This is a genomic window from Pantoea dispersa, assembly GCF_035783935.1.
Classification (GTDB): domain Bacteria; phylum Pseudomonadota; class Gammaproteobacteria; order Enterobacterales; family Enterobacteriaceae; genus Pantoea; species Pantoea dispersa_C.
This window is the reverse complement of sequence record NZ_JALKOV010000001.1, coordinates 270,180-288,151: the sequence shown is the minus strand read 5'-3', so window position 1 is coordinate 288,151 and position 17,972 is coordinate 270,180. Positions and strand designations below refer to the sequence as shown.

Sequence of the window (17,972 nt, the reverse complement as noted above, 5' to 3'; positions counted from 1 at the left end):
TCACGCCCGCTGCGCTGTGGCTTCGTCTACGCTTTCTCTCTGACGCGTTTTTTGCCATCCGAATGGATGGCCAACACCAGAGAGGAGCGAACGATGAAGCAAACAGTGGCGGCCCTGCTGGCCAAAACGCTGGAGAGCGCCGGCGTAAAACGCATTTGGGGCGTGACCGGTGACTCCCTCAACGGGCTGAACGATAGCCTTAACCGCATGGGCACCATCGAATGGATGCCAACGCGCCATGAAGAAGTGGCCGCCTTTGCCGCCGGCGCGGAGGCGCAAATCAGCGGTGAGCTGGCGGTATGCGCCGGCTCCTGCGGCCCTGGCAACCTGCATCTGATCAACGGTCTGTTCGACTGCCACCGCAATCATGTTCCGGTGCTGGCGATTGCCGCGCACATTCCTTCCAGTGAAATCGGCAGCGGCTATTTTCAGGAAACTCATCCGCAGGAGTTATTTCGCGAGTGCAGCCATTACTGCGAGCTGGTCTCCAATCCGGAACAGCTGCCGCAGGTGCTCGGCATTGCGATGCGTAAAGCGATCCTCAATCGCGGCGTGTCGGTGATTGTGCTGCCGGGCGACGTGGCGCTGCAGGCGGCACCGGAGAACGCGCGCAGCGAATGGTATCCGCCGCAACTGCCGCAAGTGGTGCCGTCGGTCAGCGAACTGACGCGCCTCGCAGAAACGCTCAATGAAGCGAAAAATATCACCCTGATGTGCGGCAGCGGCTGCGCCGGCGCCCATGCGGAAGTGGTCAAGCTGGCCGAAACGCTGAAAGCACCGGTGGTGCACGCGATGCGCGGCAAAGAGCACCTCGAGTACGACAACCCGTACGACGTCGGCATGACCGGGCTGATCGGCTTCTCATCCGGCTATCACGCCATGATGAACGCCGACACGCTGGTGCTGCTCGGCACCCAGTTCCCTTATCGCCCGTTCTACCCGGCGGACGCGCGCATTATTCAGATTGATATCAATCCGGCCAGCCTCGGCGCGCACAGTCACGTCGATATGGCGCTGGTGGGCGACATCAAAGCCACGCTGCAGGCGCTGCAGCCGCAGCTCACCAGCCACAGCGACCGTCATCACCTCGATCGCGCACTGGAACACTACGCGGATGCGCGCAAAGGGCTGGACGATCTGGCGACCGCCAACGATAAGCAGGCGATCCACCCGCAGTATCTGGCCCAGCAGATCAGCCACTACGCGGCCGATGACGCCATCTTTACCTGTGATGTCGGCACGCCAACGGTGTGGGCGGCGCGCTATCTGAAAATGAACGGCAAGCGCCGTCTGCTCGGCTCGTTTAACCACGGTTCGATGGCCAACGCCATGCCGCAGGCGCTGGGCGCACAGGCCATCGATAAACAGCGTCAGGTGGTTGCGCTGTGCGGTGACGGCGGCTTCAGCATGCTGATGGGTGATTTCATCTCGCTGGCGCAGCTTAAGCTGCCGGTGAAGCTGGTGATCTTTAACAACAGCGTGCTGGGCTTTGTGGCGATGGAGATGAAAGCCGGCGGCTATCTCACCGACGGCACCGATCTGGAGAATCCGGACTTCGCCGCCATCGCCAGCGCCTGCGGCATTAAAGGGATTCGCGTCGAGAAAGCCTCGGAGCTGGATGGCGCGCTGCAACAGGCGTTCGCGCACGACGGTCCGGTGCTGGTGGATGTCATCACCGCCAAGGAGGAGCTGTCGATGCCGCCGCAGATTAAAGCCGAACAGGCCAAAGGTTTCAGCCTGTATATGCTGCGCGCCATTCTGAATGGTCGCGGTGATGAGATTGTCGAACTGGCGAAAACCAACTGGCTGCGGTAAAACGGAGAGACTTGCCGGATTCACCACGATGCGGGCGCTTAGCCCGCTTTTTTATGTCAGGAGAGCAACGTGATCGATTTACGCAGTGATACCGTAACCCGCCCGAGTGCCGCGATGCTGGATGCGATGATGGCGGCCGAAACCGGCGATGATGTCTATCGCGATGATCCTACCGTCAATGCGCTGGAAGACGAAGCGGCGCGCCTGAGCGGTAAAGCGGCTGCGCTGTTCTTCCCTACCGGCACCCAGGCCAACCTGGTGGCGCTTCTGTGCCACTGCCAGCGTGGCGATGAGTACATCGTTGGTCAGCAGGCGCATAACTACAAGTATGAGGCCGGCGGTGCCGCGGTGCTCGGCAGCATCCAGCCGCAGCCGATTTTCGCGGCTGCCGACGGCACGTTGCCGCTGCACGACGTGGCGGCCGCCATCAAGCCGGACGACATCCATTTTGCCCGCACCCGCCTGCTGAGCCTGGAAAATACCCATCACGGCAAAGTGCTGCCGCTGAGCTACCTCGAACAGGCGTGGCAATTCACCCGCGAGCGCCAGCTGGCGCTGCACATTGACGGCGCGCGCATCTTTAACGCCGTGGTGGCGCAGGGTTTACAGCTAATCGATATCGCCCGCTACTGCGATACCCTGACCATCTGCCTGTCAAAAGGACTGGGCACGCCGGTCGGCTCTCTGCTGTGTGGCGATGAAGCTTATATTGAGCAGGCGCGGCGCTGGCGCAAAATGACCGGCGGCGGCATGCGCCAGGCCGGCATTCTGGCGGCGGCCGGACTCTACGCGCTGCAGCACAACGTGGCGCGTCTGCAGGAGGATCATGACAACGCCGCGTGGCTTGGCGCGCAGCTCAGCGCTATCGGCGTCGAGGTGGTGAGTCAGCACACTAATATGCTGTTCGTGAAAGTGCCGGCGGAGCAGGTCGCGCCGTTACAGCGCTGGATGCAGGCCGGCGACGTACTGCTCAGCGTGGGTACGCAGACGCGCATCGTGACCCATCTGGACGTCAGCCGTCAGCAGCTGCAGCAGCTGGTGGCGCGCTGGCAGGCCTTTCTGCAGCCGTAACGCTGCAACGCGCGGCTACTGAGCCGCGCCATATTTCGCCAGCAGCGCGCGGGCGATGGCCAGCGTTTCGGCATCGGCTTCGCCACGGTAATCACGCGGGCGGAAATGCATCTGAAACGCCGCAATCAGTTTGCGCTGCATCTGCGGCGTTTGCGCAGCGGCAACGTCATAACCATAGCGCTGCAGCGCGGCCAGCAGCGTGGCACGCTCCACCGGAGCGTCCGGCGGCTGGTTAGCCAGATAGCGCTGCACCGTGGCGGCATCCGGCCACGCTCCCAGCCCCTGCCGGGCCAGCTGCTGCCACGGAAACAGCGGACCGGGATCCTGCTTGCGCTGTGGCGCGATATCACTGTGCCCGACAATATTTTCCGGACTGATGCCGTAACGCTGGCTGATATCGCGCACCAGCGCGGTCAGGGCGCTGATTTGCGCGGTGGTGAACGGCTGCCACTGCTGGCCCGTCAGCGTGCGGTGATAGCCGTCATTGACGATTTCGATGCCAATTGAGGTGTCATTAATGCGCGTTGCGCCGCGCCAGAAGCTCGGTCCGGCATGCCACGCCAGCTGATTTTCAGCCACCAGCTGCCAGATCACCCCGGCGCCGTTTTTCTGCGGCGGCTGCTGCGGAATCAGATAGTGTGCGCTGACGTTGCGGTCGGTCAGGGTCGCCAGCGACGAGGGAAAGTCCTCCGCCGTGTAGTGGATCACCACCACTTTGATGCGCGGCCTGGCTCCCTGCGCCGGATGCGCGCTGTCCACCCAATAGCCGTTGCGCGCCTCCAGCGTCGACTGGCAGGCGCTGAGCAGCAGCGCCATCGCCAGCAGTAACACCGCGCGCATTAGCGCACGATCACCGCAGTACCGGTAACGCTCACCATCAGCATGCTGCTGTCTTTGCCCACGGTTTCGTAATCAATATCAATGCCGACCACCGCATTGGCGCCCAGCGCTTTCGCCTGTTCTTCCAGCTCTTCAAAGGCGATCTGCCGCGCTTTACGCAGCTCTTTCTCATAGGCACCCGATCGGCCACCGACGATATCGCGGATGCCGGCAAAGAAGTCGCGGAAAATGTTGGCACCGAGGATCGCTTCGCCGGTCACGACGCCGCAATATTCAGTGATGCTGTGTCCTTCCAGGGTTGGCGTAGTCGAAAATTTCATCGTTCTCTCCTGTGGTGATTGATGAGGCGATAGCTCGTACGGCGTAAAAGCACGGCTATACTCTATGCTAAAAATGGCGCTTTGCCAGTGAACAATAAGGAAATCGAGATGAGAAACAAAGCCTTTGCGCTGCTTGTTCCCGCTGCATTGCTGCTGAGTGCCTGTACCACCGTTGAGCCGGTGATCAAGGACAACGGGCCGCGTACCGCGCCCTGCGTTGACGGCGGTCCGGACAGCGTGGCGCAGCAGTTCTACGATCTACGTGTCAGCCAGCCAACTCAGGGATTGCCGGACAGCACCACGCTGGCAAAATATCGCCCGTACCTGAGCGACAACCTGTACCAGAAACTGCTGCATGCCAGCAGCCAGAGTAACAAACCAGCAGCATGGAGCCAGGGCGATCTGTTCTCCAGCCTGGCGCAGGGGCCTGCCGCCGCTGATGTCGCCAGCGCCTCCACCATTCCCAACCGCGATGCGCGCAACATTCCGCTGCGCGTCACGCTGAGCCGTGGCGATAAAAGCTGGCGCGATGAAGTGCTGATGATTCACGAAGGCACCTGCTGGGTGGTGGATGATGTGCGCTACGTCGGCGACTGGCCGCACGCCGGCGGTGGCTCGCTCAGCCAGCTGCTGGAAGAGAAAAAATAGTCGCGCATTTTTTCCGCACTCAGCCGCAACCATTAGCGCGCCGCACCATTGCGGCGCCGCTAATCTTCAGCCCCACACCTGACGCTTGCCCTTTTTCCCCTTGCCCCGCTGCCCTGCCCGATTTTGTGCTACGCTTTTGCTGTTTAATTGCTCTTTAATAAATTTTAACCCACCTCAATTGCATAACTATTCTGGTGACGTTAAGATTTGCGACACTAATTGCTATTCATTTTTTGCGCATGAGTATTCAACTAAACGCCATCAACTGTTTTTACGGTGCCCATCAGGCGCTGTTCGATATCAACCTGGCCTGCCCGCAGGGCGAAACGCTGGTGTTGCTCGGCCCGAGTGGCGCGGGTAAAAGTTCTCTCCTGCGCGTGCTCAACCTGCTGGAGCTGCCGCGTTCCGGTAGCCTGCAGATTGCCGGCAACCATTTCGATTTCAGCCAGACGCCGTCCGACAACGCCATTCGCGAACTGCGCCAGAATGTTGGCATGGTGTTTCAGCAATATAATCTGTGGCCGCACCTCAGCGTGATGCAGAACCTGATTGAAGCGCCGTGTCGCGTGCTCGGGCTCAGCAAGGACGCAGCACACGCGCGCGCCGATAAACTGCTGGAACGCCTGCGCCTGACGCCGTACGCCGATCGCTTTCCGCTGCACCTTTCCGGCGGCCAGCAGCAGCGCGTGGCAATTGCGCGCGCGCTGATGATGGAGCCACAGGTGCTGCTGTTCGATGAACCGACCGCCGCGCTCGACCCGGAAATCACGGCGCAGATCGTCAGCATCATCCGCGAGCTGGCACAGACGCAGATCACGCAGGTGATTGTGACCCATGAAGTCGAGGTGGCGCGGAAAACCGCCAGCCGCGTGGTCTACATGGAGAATGGCCGTATTATCGAACAGGGCGATGCCAGCCACTTTACACAGCCGCAAACCGACGCGTTTGCTCATTATCTTTCGCACTAAGTCAGGATGCTTCTAATGAAAAAAGTTGTACTAGCTGCACTGCTTGCCAGCCTGAGCCTGAGCGCTTCAGCCGCGCAGACCCTGCGTTTCGCTACCGAGGCGTCTTATCCGCCGTTTGAATTTGTCGATTCCGACAACAAAATCCAGGGCTTTGACGTCGACCTGGCCAATGCGCTGTGTAAAGAGATCGATGCGACCTGCACCTTTACCAACCAGGCATTTGACAGCCTGATCCCCAGCCTGAAATTCCGTCGCTTCGACGCGGTAATGGCCGGCATGGATATCACGCCAGAGCGTGAAAAGCAGGTGCTGTTCACCAAACCTTATTACGACAACTCGGCCACCTTCATCGTGCAGAAAGGCAAGCTGGCAGACGTCGCGGCGCTGAAAGGCAAGCGCGTCGGCGTGCAGAACGGCACCACACACCAGAAATACCTCTCTGACAAGCACAGCGACATCACCATCGTGCCTTACGACAGCTACCAGAATGCGGTGCTCGACCTGAAAAATGGCCGTATTGATGCGGTGTTCGGGGATACCGCCGTGGTTAACGAGTGGCTGAAGCAGAACGCCAACCTCGCCACGCTGGGTGACAAAGTGACCGACAAAGCCTACTTCGGCACCGGCCTCGGCATCGCCGTGCGTCAGGGCAACAGCGAACTGCAGCAGAAGTTCAACGGCGCGCTGGACAAGATCAAAGCCGACGGCACCTACAAAACCATCTACAACAAATGGTTTCAGCAGTAATTTCTGATGAATGAAATGATTCCACTCGCAAGCGCCGCCGGCATGACCGTCGGCCTTGCCGTTTGTGCCCTCATCGCCGGCCTTGCGCTGGCGATGGTGTTTGCTGGCTGGGAATCGCTGCGCTGGAAACCGCTGGCGTGGATCGGTACCGGGCTGGTGACGCTGATTCGCGGCCTGCCGGAAATTCTGGTGGTGCTGTTTATCTATTTCGGTGCCTCGCAGCTGCTGCTGACGCTGTCGGACGGCTTCCAGCTCAATCTCGGCCTGTTCACCCTGCCGGTGCAGATGCAGATTGAGAACTTTGATGTCAGCCCGTTTCTGTGCGGCGTGATTGCGCTGGCGATGCTCTATTCGGCTTACGCCTCCCAGACGCTGCGCGGTGCGCTGAAAGCGGTACCGACTGGCCAGTGGGAATCAGGCCAGGCGCTGGGCATGAAAAAGTCCGCGATTTTCTTCCGCCTGATTATGCCGCAGATGTGGCGTCACGCGCTGCCGGGGCTCGGCAATCAGTGGCTGGTGCTGCTTAAGGATACGGCGCTGGTATCGCTGATTAGCGTCAACGATCTCATGCTACAGACCAAAAGCATTGCGACGCGCACTCAGGAGCCGTTTACCTGGTATCTGGTGGCGGCCGCGATCTATTTAGTGATTACGTTATTCAGCCAGGCGGTGCTGCGCCGCATTGAATTGCGAACCACGCGCTTTGAGCGGGGGGCCTGACGCATGCTGGCGTATTTACCTGAGCTACTGAAAGGCCTGCATACCAGCCTGACGCTGACCGCCGCCTCGCTGGTCGCCGCGCTGCTGCTGGCGCTGCTGTGCACCATTGTGCTGGCGCTGAAGCTGCCGCTGCTCAACTGGCTGGTTAAAGGCTACATCACCCTGTTTACCGGCACGCCGCTGCTGGTGCAGATTTTCCTGATCTATTACGGTCCCGGCCAGTTCCCGAGTATTCAGAACGTGCCGTGGCTGTGGCACCTGCTGTCGCAGCCGTGGCTGTGCGCCATGCTGGCGCTGTCGCTCAACAGCGCAGCCTACACCACGCAGCTGTTTTACGGCGCGGTGCGCGCCATTCCGGCCGGTCAGTGGCAGTCCTGTGCTGCACTGGGCATGCGCCGCCGCGATACGCTGCGTATTCTGCTGCCGTACGCGTTTAAGCGCGCCCTCTCCTCTTATTCGAACGAAGTGGTGCTGGTCTTTAAGAGTACCTCGCTGGCCTACACCATTACGCTGATGGAAGTGATGGGCCACGGCCAGCTGCTGTATGGCCGCACCTACGACGTCACCGTGTACGCTGCCGCCGGTCTGATTTATCTGGTGGTTAACGGCCTGCTGACGCTGCTGATGCGCCTGGTCGAGAAGCGCGCGCTGGCGTTTGAGCGCCGTAACTGATCGTCTGACGCGGCGCGAAGGAACGCGCCGCGCCCTTGCCTTCTGATCCCCACCTCTTCTGAATAAATTTTTAATCATCTTTATTGCATATAAATTCAATAACTGGCATCGTGTAAATCGTTTTACCTCTGGCATGGTTTACAGGAGCTTCGTAATGAAAAAATGGATTGTTGCGGCAGTAATGGCAACACTGGCAATGAATGCTTATGCGGCGGAAAAAATTCGTTTTGCCTCGTCGGCGACCTATCCACCGTTTGAATCACTCGATCACAATAACCAGATTGTCGGTTTTGATATCGACCTCGCCAAAGCGCTGTGTCAGCAGATGCAGGCCGAGTGCACCTTCACCAACAATGCCTTCGACAGCCTGATTCCCTCGCTGAAGTTTCGCCGTTATGACGCGGTCATTTCCGGCATGGATATCACCGCTGAGCGCAGCAAGCAGGTCGATTTTACTCAGCCCTACTACGCCAATTCGGCGATTGTTATCGCCCATAAAGGTGAATACAGCGACTTTAGCCAGCTGAAAGGCAAACGCATCGGCGTGGAAAACGGCACCACCCATCAGAAATACCTGCTGGAGAAGCATCCGGAAGTGATTGCGGTGGCCTACGACAGCTACCAGAACGCCATCCTCGACCTGAAAAATGGCCGGCTCAACGGCGTATTTGGTGACAGCGCGGTGGTCAATCAGTGGCTGAAAGCCAATGCAGATTTGAGCACGGTCGGCGAGCACATTACCGACAGCGACTACTTCGGCACCGGGCTCGGCATTGCGGTGCGCAAAGGCAACAGCGCGTTACTGCAGCAGCTGAACAGCGCGCTGGCGGCGCTGAAAGCCAACGGCAGCTGGCAGCAAATCAATCAGAAGTGGTTCCCGGAATAAGCATTATGGAGTTGCGTGGCGCCGGGCCTGCCAGGTTCTGCACGTCCTCAGCGCAGCCGGGCGCTACGCGATTCCACCCTTACGACGCAGTAACGTCAGCACCTCGAAATGTGCGGTGTGCGGGAACATATCGAACAGCTGAACGCGGCTGATGTCATAGTCGGCCAGGCGCGCAATGTCCTGCGCCATGCTGGCGGGATTGCAGCTGGAATACAGAATGTAGTCCGGTGCCATGCGGCTCAGCCAGGCGCACAGTTCGGCGCCAATACCGCGACGTGGCGGATTGACCAGCACCAGCTGCGGCACACTCGCATGCCCGGTGGCAAACTGCGTTGAATCCAGCGCGGCAAAACTCACCTTCTCTAATCCCAGCTGCTGCGCCGACTGCTGCGCGCAGGCGATGGCTTCCGCACTGATTTCAATGCCGGTCAGCTGCATCTGCGGCGTGGCGCAGTGCAGGCCAAAGCCGCCAACGCCACAGAACAGATCCCACATGCTGTGTACCGGCAGCTCCGCCACCCAGTCGCGTGCCGTTGCGTACAGCGTAGCCGCCACCTGCGGGTTGGTCTGGAAGAAACTTTGCGGGCGGATATACAACGGCACGTCGTTAAAACGCTCCGGCAGCGCCTGCTCAGGCGTCAGCGCAATCTCCTCCTCACCCTCCAGTATCGCCATGTGCACTGGCTGAATATTGGCAGAGATCACCTGCAGCTGCGGCAGCTGCTGTTGCAGCCACGGCAGCGCGGCGCGCAGCTGTGCCAGTTTGCTGTGCGAGCGCAGAACAAAACGCAGCATCATGCCGCCCTGGGTGCTCTCCGTCAGCAGCAAAAACTTCAGCTCGCCGCGTTTGCGCGCCACGTTGTACGGCGTCAGGCCGGCACGGGCAATAAAGGGTTTCAGCACGGCAAATACCGCCTCGAAGCTGGCGGGATAGAGCGGACAGGCGCAAAGATCCACCGGCTCGCCGTCGCGCGCCACCATGCCGAACAGCGGTTTTTCCACGCTGCCGCTCACCACCATCTTGGCTTTATTGCGAAACCCCTGCTGCGCCGAGGTGACCGGCGGCCGCCAGTCGGCGACCGGCAGGCCGTCCAGCAGCTGCGCCAGCTGTGACTGCTTGTCGCTCAGCTGTTGCGGATAGGTTTTTTCCAGCCACTGGCACGAGCGACAGCGACCGGCTTGATAAAGCGCGCAATGCATGGAAAGGCCTGTATTGAGAGTCGGGAGCAAAAACGGGGGCCGATTGTATCACCGGCTGCGGAAAAATGCGCGACTGCTGGCCGGCACGAACAGCAGCAGCAGCACCAGCACATCCGGCAGCTTCTGCAGCAGCGTGTGGTGAATAATCTGCACGTTATCTTCGCCGGGAATGCTGAAAATCTCCGGATAGATCCAGCCTACCGACGCCATCAGCATGTACAGCAGCACCACGATCTGCGTGGCCACGTAGCCCCAGCGCCCGGCATTACTGCCGCGCATCAGGGTAAAGGCGCAGCGCAGTTCAAACAGGAAAATCAGCTGGCTGGCGATAAAGATCAGCGTGGAATCCCACGCCTGCGCGCTGCGGTGCACGAAATTGGCGATTTCGTCATAGCCCAGCTCATTGGCCAGCATCAGCACGCTGATACAGCGCGTGGCGATAATGGCGCTGCCGGCAATGGTCACCGGCACGGGCGTGGTGGTTGAAACCAGGTTTTTCAGCGTTTCCGACATTGCGCGCTCCATAAGAAAAGGCTGACAGAGTCAGCCTTGCTTATATTGGCAAAGGTTGCGTCACTCAGCCACGTTTTGCTTTCTGAATATCGCGCAATCGCTGTTTTTCTTCATGTGCCATGAAGCGCCAGGCAATAAAGCCCACCAGCCCGACCACGAACAGAATCAGCGAGGCCAGCGCGTTAATCTCCGGATTGACGCCGCGGCGCACGGTGGCAAAGATGGCCATCGGCAGCGTGGTGGCGCCCGGCCCGGTGACGAAGCTGGCGATCACCAGATCGTCCAGTGACAGGGTAAACGCCAGCAGCCAGCCGGTGATGATCGCCGGAGCAATCATCGGCACGGTAATCACAAAGAACACCTTCAGCGGCGTGGCACCGAGGTCCATCGCCGCTTCTTCAATTGAGCGATCCAGCTCGCGCAGCCGCGAGTTGATCACCACCGCCACGTAGGCGGTACAGAACGTGACGTGCGCCAGCCAGATGGTCAGCATGCCGCGATCGCCCGGCCAGCCGAAGGTGTTGCCCATCGCCACGAACAGCAGCAGCAGCGACAGACCAGTGATCACGTCGGGCATCACCAGCGGCGCGGTGAGCATGAAAGCAAAGCCGCTGTGGCCGCGAAAACGTCCGAAGCGCACGATAATCACCGCCGCCATAGTGCCAAGCACCACCGCCATGGTGGCCGACAGCGCCGCGATGGTCAGGCTCAGGCCAACCGCATCCAGCATCGCGTCATCCTGGAACAGCACGCGATACCAGTGGAACGAAAAGCTCTCCCACACCGTCACCAGCTGCGAGCTGTTGAAGGAGTAAACCACCAGCAGCAGCATCGGCGCGTACAGGAACAGGAAGCACAGCGCCAGAATCGCGGTGCGCCACGGAGAGCGGATTACCGGTAGCTGATTCATCCCTTCTCTCCCATTTCACGGTTTTGATGCTTGTGGAACCAGACGATGGGCAGGATCAGGATCAGCAGGATGATCACCGCCAGCGCCGAGGCCACCGGCCAGTCGCGGTTGTTGAAGAACTCCTGCCACAAAATGCGCCCAATCATGATGCTATCCGGGCCGCCGAGCAGTTCCGGGATCACGTACTCACCCACCGCCGGGATAAACACCAGCATCGAGCCGGCAATGATGCCGCCTTTGGTCAGCGGCACGATGACGCTGAAGAAGGTCTTCAGCGGGCGCGCACCGAGGTCGAGCGACGCTTCCACCAGCGAATAATCAATGCGCGTCAGCGCGGTATAGATCGGCAGCACCATAAACGGCAGATAACAGTAAACGATGCCGATATACACCGCGGTGTTGGTGTACAGGATAATCAGCGGATGGTCTATCACGCCGAGCCACATCAGGAAACGGTTAAGAATCCCATTGTTGTTGAGCAGCCCCATCCACGCATAGACGCGCACCAGGAACGAGGTCCACGACGGCAGGATCACCAGCAGCAGCAGGATGGTGCGCATGGAGGGCTTGCTGTGCGCCACCGCCCACGCCAGCGGATAACCGATCAGCAGACAGATCACCGTTGAGATCGCCGCCACCTTCAGCGAGGTGAGATAAGCTTCGGCGTACAGCGGATCGTCGGTAAGCGTCAGGTAGTTGCCCAGATTGAGCACCAGGTTGAGCTGATCGTCTGCCCAGGTGACCAAATCGGTGTACGGCGGAATGGCGCGCGCAATATCGGCGAAGCTGATCTTCAGCACGATAAGGAACGGCAGCATAAACAGCAGGATCAGCCACAGATAAGGCAGCGCGATCACCAGCTTGCGACCGTGCTGCATTTTCATGCGCGTGCCCCAGCGCTGCAGCGGCGTGCCTGCCACCTCCGGCTGGCTGCGTTGAGAAATCTGGCTCATAGCGCCTCCTTAAACCGTCAGAACCACACAGCTGTCGGCATCCCAGCACAGGCGGACTTCATCGCCCCAGGTGGGCGCGCCTTTGCGATAGCGATGCGCATTCTGCAGCTGGGCGCTGATCATCTGGCCGCTGCGCAGCCGCACGTGGTAAATCGACAGGTCACCGAGATAGGCAATGTGCACCACTTCACCCACGGCAAAGTTGCAGCCGTCGGCGGGCACCTCGTCGCACAGCATCACTTTTTCCGGCCGCAGCGCCACGTGCACCGGCACGTTATCGACGATCGAGACATCGGTCTGCACCTTAAGCGGATGCACCAGCCCCGGACTGTCAATCACCACGCCATCTTCGCGACGTTCGCGCAGCAGGCCATCGAAGACATTCACCGAACCGATAAACTCGGCGCTGTAGCGGCTGGTCGGGTGCTCGTAGATCTCTTCCGGCTCGCCGATTTGCACGAATTTGCCGCGGTTCATGATGGCGATACGGCCCGCCATAGTCATGGCTTCTTCCTGATCGTGGGTCACCATCACGCAGGTGGCGCCCACGCGCTCGAGAATATCCACCACTTCATGCTGCATGCGGTCGCGCAGTTTTTTATCCAGCGCGCCCATCGGTTCGTCGAGCAGCAGCAGCTTGGGACGTTTCGCCAGGCTTCGCGCCAGCGCCACGCGCTGACGCTGGCCGCCCGACAGCTGATGCGGCTTACGTTTGGCGTACTCTTCCATGTGCACCAGCGCCAGCATCTCTGCCACGCGGCTGCTGATTTCGCCTTTGGGCAGTCGGTCCTGCTTCAGGCCAAAGGCGATGTTCTGTTCTACCGTCATGTGCGGAAACAGCGCGTAAGACTGGAACATCATGTTGATGGGCCGCTGATACGGCGGCACGTGGGACAGATCCTGACCGTCCAGCACAATCTGGCCACTGCTGGGGATCTCAAAGCCGGCCAGCATCCGCAGCAGCGTGGACTTGCCACAGCCGGACGCGCCCAGCAGCGCGAAAATTTCGCCTTTGTAAATGGTCAGGCTGACATCATCCACGGCGTGCTGGCCGTCAAACGATTTCGTCAGGTTGCGGATTTCCAGCAGCGGCGTTAACGCCTTAGCCGTTTTATTTTGGGGGCGGGGAATCGCGTCGTTCACTCACATGTCTCCGGCGCTAAGCGGAATAGCGCGGCACAGCCAGCCGCTAAATGACACAACAGAGGCCAGCACCGCGCCTCTGTTGTCGTTTACCGATAAGGGAATCCGTTCAGAACGAATTACTTACCACTTTTAACTTTAGTCCATGCACGGGTGCGCGCACGATCCAGTTTCGGATCCTGGACTTTGAGCACAAACAGTTTGGCCATCGCTTCCGGCGTCGGGAAGATACCCGGGTTGTTGCGCACATCCGCATTGATCAGCGGCAGCGACGCTTTGTTACCGTTGGCGTAGTTCATCTTGTTGGAGACGTCGGCGATCACTTTCGGATCCATGATGTAGTTCAGCCACTGATAAGCCGCATCGAGGTTTTTCGCGTCTTTCGGAATCGCCATCATATCGAAGAACGCCAGCGCGCCCTCTTTCGGTACGCTGTAACCGAGATGCACACCGTTGTTGGCTTTCACCGCGCGATCTTTCGCCTGCAGAATATCGCCAGACCAGCCGATAGCGACGCAGATGTTGCCGTTAGCGAGGTCGTTGATGTACTGCGAAGAGTGGAAGTAGCGAATATTCGGACGCAGCTTCAGCAGCAGATCGGTGGCCGCGCCGGTGTAATCTTTCGCATCAGAGCTGTTCGGATCTTTGCCGAGGTAGTTCAGCACGGTGGCAAAAATCTCTTCTGGCGCATCGAGGAACGAAACGCCGCAGCTTTTCAGTTTTTCCAGGTTTTCCGGCTTCAGCACCAGATCCCAGCTGTTAACCGGCGCATCGGCGCCGAGTGCCGCTTTGACTTTGTCGATGTTATAGCCAATGCCGGTGGTGCCCCACAGGTAAGGAATGGCGTATTTGTTACCCGGATCGTGCTGGGCCACTTTCGCCATCAGATCGGGATCGAGGTTTTTGTAGTTAGGCAGCTTGCTCTTATCCAGCTCCTGGAACACGCCAGACTGCAGCTGACGCGCGAGGAAGCTCGACGACGGCACCACCACGTCATAGCCGGTGCTGCCGGCCATCAGTTTGCCTTCCAGCACTTCGTTGGAGTCAAAGACGTCGTAGACCACCTTGATGCCGGTCTGCTTTTCAAAATTGGGCACGGTGTCGGCCGAAATATAATCGGACCAGTTATAAACGTGCAGCGTTTTGTCCTCTGCCTGAGCGCCCACGGCCGCAGCCATCAGCACACCTGCAACCACACCTGGCAACCATTTTTTTGACTGGTTGATCATGTTTTCCTTCCTCCTGAGCGGGTCATCACAACGCTGCATACACGCGATCCGGTCGTTGCGTTGTCTGTTAAATTACAGCCACACAATGAATCAATATTCAGCGGGAGTTTAATAGCAAAAACCTATAGCTGCGCCGTAGTTGCACGTATCAGACAGCCCCGCAAGAATAGCCCCCCTGATTCCCCGGTGCCAGATCCCAGCTTAAAAAACGCCTTTTTGCGATAAGTTATGCATGTTTCTGCTATGCGCTCCGGCACTAGCGGCATAAAGCACGACTAATATCTGGCAATAAAGGGCAAAATGCAGAATAAAAAGTGGTGGGCCTGAAATGAAAACTGCCGCAAAAAGCGGCAGTTAGCGGGAGAGGAAAAATCAGTGCAGCATGCTTTGGCTGTTGAGGCTCGACGGGCGCTCTTCTTCTTCGCCCATCATCAGCAAATGATTGGCAAAGGCTTCCATGATCACCATGGAAATCCCCTCTTCGCTCTGCTTCATGAAGTGGGTGAACTGACCAAAGGTGAGACCGGCGCTGACGCTGATTGACTGGCAGACGATCAGCTTTGGCAGGTTGTCATCCTGAATATCGATAAACGCTTTCACCGTAAGCGAGCTGGCATTAATTTGCGACAGTTCGCCTACCAGCGGGATCAGCGCGGTGGGCTTAACTTCAGCCAGCGCCGAGAAGAGGATGACGTTATCCACCAGGTCGATTTTCGCGTCAAACACCCCGTCGAAATTCTGCATATGCGGCAGATGCAAAGCCTGACAGGCATCGCATTCGAACCAGGTGATATTTTGTTGATCCAGCCAGCGACGCAGCATGTCGATGTCAGGAACGACCAGTGAATCCATCGTTGTATCCTGTGGGGTGAATAAATAAGCGCCTTAGCTTACGGAAAAATGGCTGCAGATGCCACGAAAACCGCGCAAAAGCGCGGTTCAGCCCCCGGTTTTCGGACGATAACCGGGGCAGGCGTGCTGCTCTATCCAGCGGATCATCATGGCGGCAATGTCCAAACCGGTGCTGCCTTCAATGCCCTCCAGTCCCGGAGAGGCATTCACCTCCATCACCAGCGGACCGCGATTAGCGCGCAGAATATCCACGCCCGCCACCGCCAGGCCCAGCGTTGTCGCCGCTTTTACCGCAATCTCACGCTCCTGATCGGTGATGGTGACGGCGCGGGCGCTGCCGCCGCGGTGCAGATTAGAGCGGAAATCGCCCTCTTTCGCTTCCCGCTCAATCGCCGCCACCACTTCGTCGCCAATCACCAGACAGCGGATATCGCGCCCGCGCGCCTCTTTAATGAACTCCTGCACCAGAATGTGTGCATTGAGGCCGCGAAACGCATCGATCACACTCTCCGCCGCCTGACGGGTTTCCGCCAGCACCACGCCAATCCCCTGCGTGCCTTCCACCAGTTTCACCACCAGCGGCGCGCCGCCGACCATGGCGATCACATCCTGGGTGTCATCCGGCGATGAGGCAAAGCCGGTGACCGGCATATCAATCCCTTCGCGCGCCAGCAGCTGCAGCGAGCGCAGCTTGTCGCGCGCGCGGGTAATGGCCACCGACTCGTTAAGCGGATAGCTCCCCAGCATCTCGAACTGGCGCAGCACCGCCGTGCCGTAAAAGGTGGTGGCGGTGCCGATGCGCGGAATCACCGCGTCGAAATGGCCGAGCGCCTCGCCGCGATAGTGCACCGCCGGCGAGTCGGAGTTGATATTCATGTAGCAGGAGAGCGGATCGATCATCTGCACCTGATGGCCACGCATTTCCGCGGCTTCACGCAGGCGTTTACAGGAGTAGAGCGTGCCGTCACGGGTAAGAATGGCCATCTTCATTGCAGCGATCCCTGTACTTAGCGCGTGGCCCAACCCTGCTGATGCAGGTAGTCCAGCATAAATGGTCGTGTTTCTTTGATGATTAAACGCTGAATCATTTCGCTCCAGGTTTCCGAGCGCTGATTGCTGTCGCGCTGCTGATAATAAGCGGTGATTTGCTGGTCATACTGCGCCAGCACCGCTTTATCCAGCGGCTGATAGCGATTTTCATGCACCAGCATCGCCTGCGGCATGCGCGGTTTGACATCCGGTGACGCGTCGGGATGGCCGATGCAGAAACCAAACAACGGCAGCACAAACTTCGGCAGCCCCAGCAGCTCCGTGACCTGAGCGATGCTGTTACGAATACCACCAATAAATACGCCACCTAAGCCGAGCGATTCCGCGGCCACCATGGCATTCTGCGCCATCAGCGCGGTATCGACACAGCCCAGCAGCAGCTGTTCGGCCCGGCCCAGCTGGGCCTCAGGGCAGATCTGCTGGTGGCGATTGAAGTCGGCGCAAAATACCCAAAACTCCGCCGCCGCACTGACCCACGGCTGGCCGCCGGTGAGCTGCACCAGCTGCTCGCGCAGGTTGCGGTCGGTGATACGCACAATCGACGAGCACTGTAAAAAACTGGAGGTTGAGGCCGCCTGCGCTGCAGCGATAATCGCGCTGCGCTGGGCGTCATCAATCCCCTGCTCAGTAAAGGCGCGAATGGAACGGTGGCTGCATAGCAAATCAATAGTCGGCGTCATAATCCTCTCCGGTTACTTCTTATTGTGAGTGTGATTGAACAACTGCGGCGCCATCGCCTTTGCCGTGCGCCACATCATTAGCCACGCGGCCGGCAGCATCAGCGCAATGCCGAGAAAAAACAGCAGCGTCGCCAGCGGCTTTTTCGCCATGAATGCCGGCGCCGCCAGCCAGTCGTTGACCAGCAGCAGCGCGCCAATGACCGCCAGCACGCCCAGGGCTTCCAGCAGCAACACCGGTTTGGGCAACGTCGCCAGATTACGCATGATACGAGGCTCCTCAGTGTTCATCTGTTTTTTGCTGCATGTGATACCCGAATACTGTAGTACGGCATTGTGACCGGGTATAGACAGCGCACATTAGAGTAACAGGCAATTTCTGCTTTTCTTAAGCAGGATGGGCGGGCATGATGTGACGCATTATTCACGCTGTGATGTGAGACAAGTCACAAAACAGCAGCGGAAGGAGAGAAGCAATGATTGCAGTGATTTTTGGCCGTTCCAGCTGCCCTTACTGCGTACGAGCAAAAGAGTTAGCCACGAAGTTAACCAGTGAGCGCGACGATTTTAATTATCAGTACGTCGATATCCAGGCGACCGGCATCACTAAAGCCGATCTGGAAGCGCGTGCCGGCAAACCGGTTTCTACCGTGCCGCAGATCTTCCTCGACGACCAGCACATCGGTGGCTACACCGAATTTGCGGCGTGGACCAAAGAAAACCTCGGTATCGAAGCCTGATCTGACGGGCCTGCGGGC

21 protein-coding genes are annotated in these 17,972 nt (G+C 59.0%); 9 read left to right on the top strand and 12 right to left on the bottom strand.

Going from position 1 to position 17,972, the window contains the following annotated elements:
• Nucleotides 1-93 precede the first annotated feature (93 nt).
• Both poxB and ltaE read left to right on the top strand, forming a co-directional pair.
• Entirely contained in the window at nucleotides 94-1,815 is a 1,722-nt protein-coding gene (gene poxB, locus MXF20_RS01440; protein ID WP_238561029.1) for a ubiquinone-dependent pyruvate dehydrogenase, read from the top strand.
• A gap of 69 nt (nucleotides 1,816-1,884) precedes the next feature.
• Entirely contained in the window at nucleotides 1,885-2,886 is a 1,002-nt protein-coding gene (gene ltaE, locus MXF20_RS01435; RefSeq protein ID WP_325967233.1) for a low-specificity L-threonine aldolase, read from the top strand.
• A 15-nt stretch (nucleotides 2,887-2,901) separates the two neighbouring features.
• Here ltaE and MXF20_RS01430 read toward each other — a convergent pair whose 3' ends face one another.
• Both MXF20_RS01430 and MXF20_RS01425 read right to left on the bottom strand, forming a co-directional pair.
• The gene (locus MXF20_RS01430; protein WP_325967231.1) at nucleotides 2,902-3,726 is read right to left on the bottom strand and encodes an N-acetylmuramoyl-L-alanine amidase; all 825 of its coding nucleotides are present in this window, start codon (nucleotides 3,724-3,726) and stop codon (nucleotides 2,902-2,904) included.
• The gene (locus MXF20_RS01425; protein ID WP_058757780.1) at nucleotides 3,726-4,046 is read right to left on the bottom strand and encodes a heavy metal-binding domain-containing protein; all 321 of its coding nucleotides are present in this window, start codon (nucleotides 4,044-4,046) and stop codon (nucleotides 3,726-3,728) included. The genes MXF20_RS01430 and MXF20_RS01425 overlap by 1 nt, the downstream gene beginning before the upstream one ends.
• A gap of 108 nt (nucleotides 4,047-4,154) precedes the next feature.
• On the opposite strand from MXF20_RS01425, the gene MXF20_RS01420 reads away from it, so the two are divergent.
• The 6 genes from MXF20_RS01420 to MXF20_RS01395 all read left to right on the top strand — a co-directional run bounded on the left by MXF20_RS01420 (nucleotide 4,155) and on the right by MXF20_RS01395 (nucleotide 8,687).
• Nucleotides 4,155-4,694: a lipoprotein gene (locus tag MXF20_RS01420; protein ID WP_325967230.1), complete on the top strand. Its 540-nt coding sequence runs from the start codon at nucleotides 4,155-4,157 to the stop codon at nucleotides 4,692-4,694.
• Between the two features lie 239 nt (nucleotides 4,695-4,933).
• Nucleotides 4,934-5,662, top strand: coding sequence for an arginine ABC transporter ATP-binding protein ArtP (gene artP, locus MXF20_RS01415; RefSeq protein ID WP_325967227.1), 729 nt, complete (start codon nucleotides 4,934-4,936; stop codon nucleotides 5,660-5,662).
• A gap of 15 nt (nucleotides 5,663-5,677) precedes the next feature.
• Nucleotides 5,678-6,409, top strand: coding sequence for an arginine ABC transporter substrate-binding protein (gene artJ, locus MXF20_RS01410; RefSeq protein WP_325967225.1), 732 nt, complete (start codon nucleotides 5,678-5,680; stop codon nucleotides 6,407-6,409).
• 6 nt (nucleotides 6,410-6,415) lie between these two features.
• A complete protein-coding gene (gene artQ / locus MXF20_RS01405; RefSeq protein WP_325967224.1) occupies nucleotides 6,416-7,129 on the top strand; it encodes an arginine ABC transporter permease ArtQ in 714 nt (237 codons plus the stop codon).
• Between the two features lie 3 nt (nucleotides 7,130-7,132).
• Nucleotides 7,133-7,801 carry an arginine ABC transporter permease ArtM gene (gene artM, locus MXF20_RS01400; RefSeq protein ID WP_021508374.1) on the top strand — a complete coding sequence of 223 codons (669 nt, stop codon included), beginning with the start codon at nucleotides 7,133-7,135 and terminating at the stop codon, nucleotides 7,799-7,801.
• A 154-nt stretch (nucleotides 7,802-7,955) separates the two neighbouring features.
• The gene (locus MXF20_RS01395; protein WP_325967222.1) at nucleotides 7,956-8,687 is read left to right on the top strand and encodes an arginine ABC transporter substrate-binding protein; all 732 of its coding nucleotides are present in this window, start codon (nucleotides 7,956-7,958) and stop codon (nucleotides 8,685-8,687) included.
• Nucleotides 8,688-8,750: 63 nt separating this feature from the next.
• Here the strand turns inward: MXF20_RS01395 and rlmC are convergent, their stop codons facing one another.
• From rlmC to MXF20_RS01345, 10 genes are all read right to left on the bottom strand, one after another.
• Nucleotides 8,751-9,887, bottom strand: a complete 1,137-nt coding sequence (rlmC, locus tag MXF20_RS01390; RefSeq protein ID WP_325967220.1) for a 23S rRNA (uracil(747)-C(5))-methyltransferase RlmC — start codon at nucleotides 9,885-9,887, stop codon at nucleotides 8,751-8,753.
• 48 nt (nucleotides 9,888-9,935) lie between these two features.
• Nucleotides 9,936-10,400: a YbjO family protein gene (locus MXF20_RS01385; RefSeq protein ID WP_325967218.1), complete on the bottom strand. Its 465-nt coding sequence runs from the start codon at nucleotides 10,398-10,400 to the stop codon at nucleotides 9,936-9,938.
• A gap of 64 nt (nucleotides 10,401-10,464) precedes the next feature.
• Complete coding sequence (potI, locus tag MXF20_RS01380) at nucleotides 10,465-11,310, bottom strand: putrescine ABC transporter permease PotI (RefSeq protein WP_058757786.1); 846 nt, start codon at nucleotides 11,308-11,310, stop codon at nucleotides 10,465-10,467.
• The gene (potH, locus tag MXF20_RS01375; protein WP_325967216.1) at nucleotides 11,307-12,263 is read right to left on the bottom strand and encodes a putrescine ABC transporter permease PotH; all 957 of its coding nucleotides are present in this window, start codon (nucleotides 12,261-12,263) and stop codon (nucleotides 11,307-11,309) included. The genes potI and potH overlap by 4 nt, the downstream gene beginning before the upstream one ends.
• A gap of 9 nt (nucleotides 12,264-12,272) precedes the next feature.
• Nucleotides 12,273-13,406, bottom strand: coding sequence for a putrescine ABC transporter ATP-binding subunit PotG (potG, locus tag MXF20_RS01370; protein ID WP_325967215.1), 1,134 nt, complete (start codon nucleotides 13,404-13,406; stop codon nucleotides 12,273-12,275).
• A 119-nt stretch (nucleotides 13,407-13,525) separates the two neighbouring features.
• A complete protein-coding gene (gene potF / locus MXF20_RS01365; RefSeq protein ID WP_021508381.1) occupies nucleotides 13,526-14,635 on the bottom strand; it encodes a spermidine/putrescine ABC transporter substrate-binding protein PotF in 1,110 nt (369 codons plus the stop codon).
• Between the two features lie 372 nt (nucleotides 14,636-15,007).
• Complete coding sequence (locus MXF20_RS01360) at nucleotides 15,008-15,487, bottom strand: YbjN domain-containing protein (protein ID WP_325967213.1); 480 nt, start codon at nucleotides 15,485-15,487, stop codon at nucleotides 15,008-15,010.
• A gap of 87 nt (nucleotides 15,488-15,574) precedes the next feature.
• Nucleotides 15,575-16,477: a 30S ribosomal protein S6--L-glutamate ligase gene (gene rimK / locus MXF20_RS01355; RefSeq protein ID WP_325967212.1), complete on the bottom strand. Its 903-nt coding sequence runs from the start codon at nucleotides 16,475-16,477 to the stop codon at nucleotides 15,575-15,577.
• A gap of 17 nt (nucleotides 16,478-16,494) precedes the next feature.
• Nucleotides 16,495-17,217, bottom strand: a complete 723-nt coding sequence (gene nfsA, locus MXF20_RS01350) for an oxygen-insensitive NADPH nitroreductase (protein ID WP_325967209.1) — start codon at nucleotides 17,215-17,217, stop codon at nucleotides 16,495-16,497.
• 12 nt (nucleotides 17,218-17,229) lie between these two features.
• Complete coding sequence (locus MXF20_RS01345; protein ID WP_325967207.1) at nucleotides 17,230-17,481, bottom strand: DUF1418 family protein; 252 nt, start codon at nucleotides 17,479-17,481, stop codon at nucleotides 17,230-17,232.
• Nucleotides 17,482-17,690: 209 nt separating this feature from the next.
• Here MXF20_RS01345 and MXF20_RS01340 point away from each other — a divergent pair, with 209 nt between their 5' ends.
• Nucleotides 17,691-17,954 (top strand): GrxA family glutaredoxin, encoded by a 264-nt coding sequence (locus MXF20_RS01340; RefSeq protein ID WP_010618314.1) that lies wholly within the window; start codon nucleotides 17,691-17,693, stop codon nucleotides 17,952-17,954.
• Nucleotides 17,955-17,972: the final 18 nt, after the last annotated feature.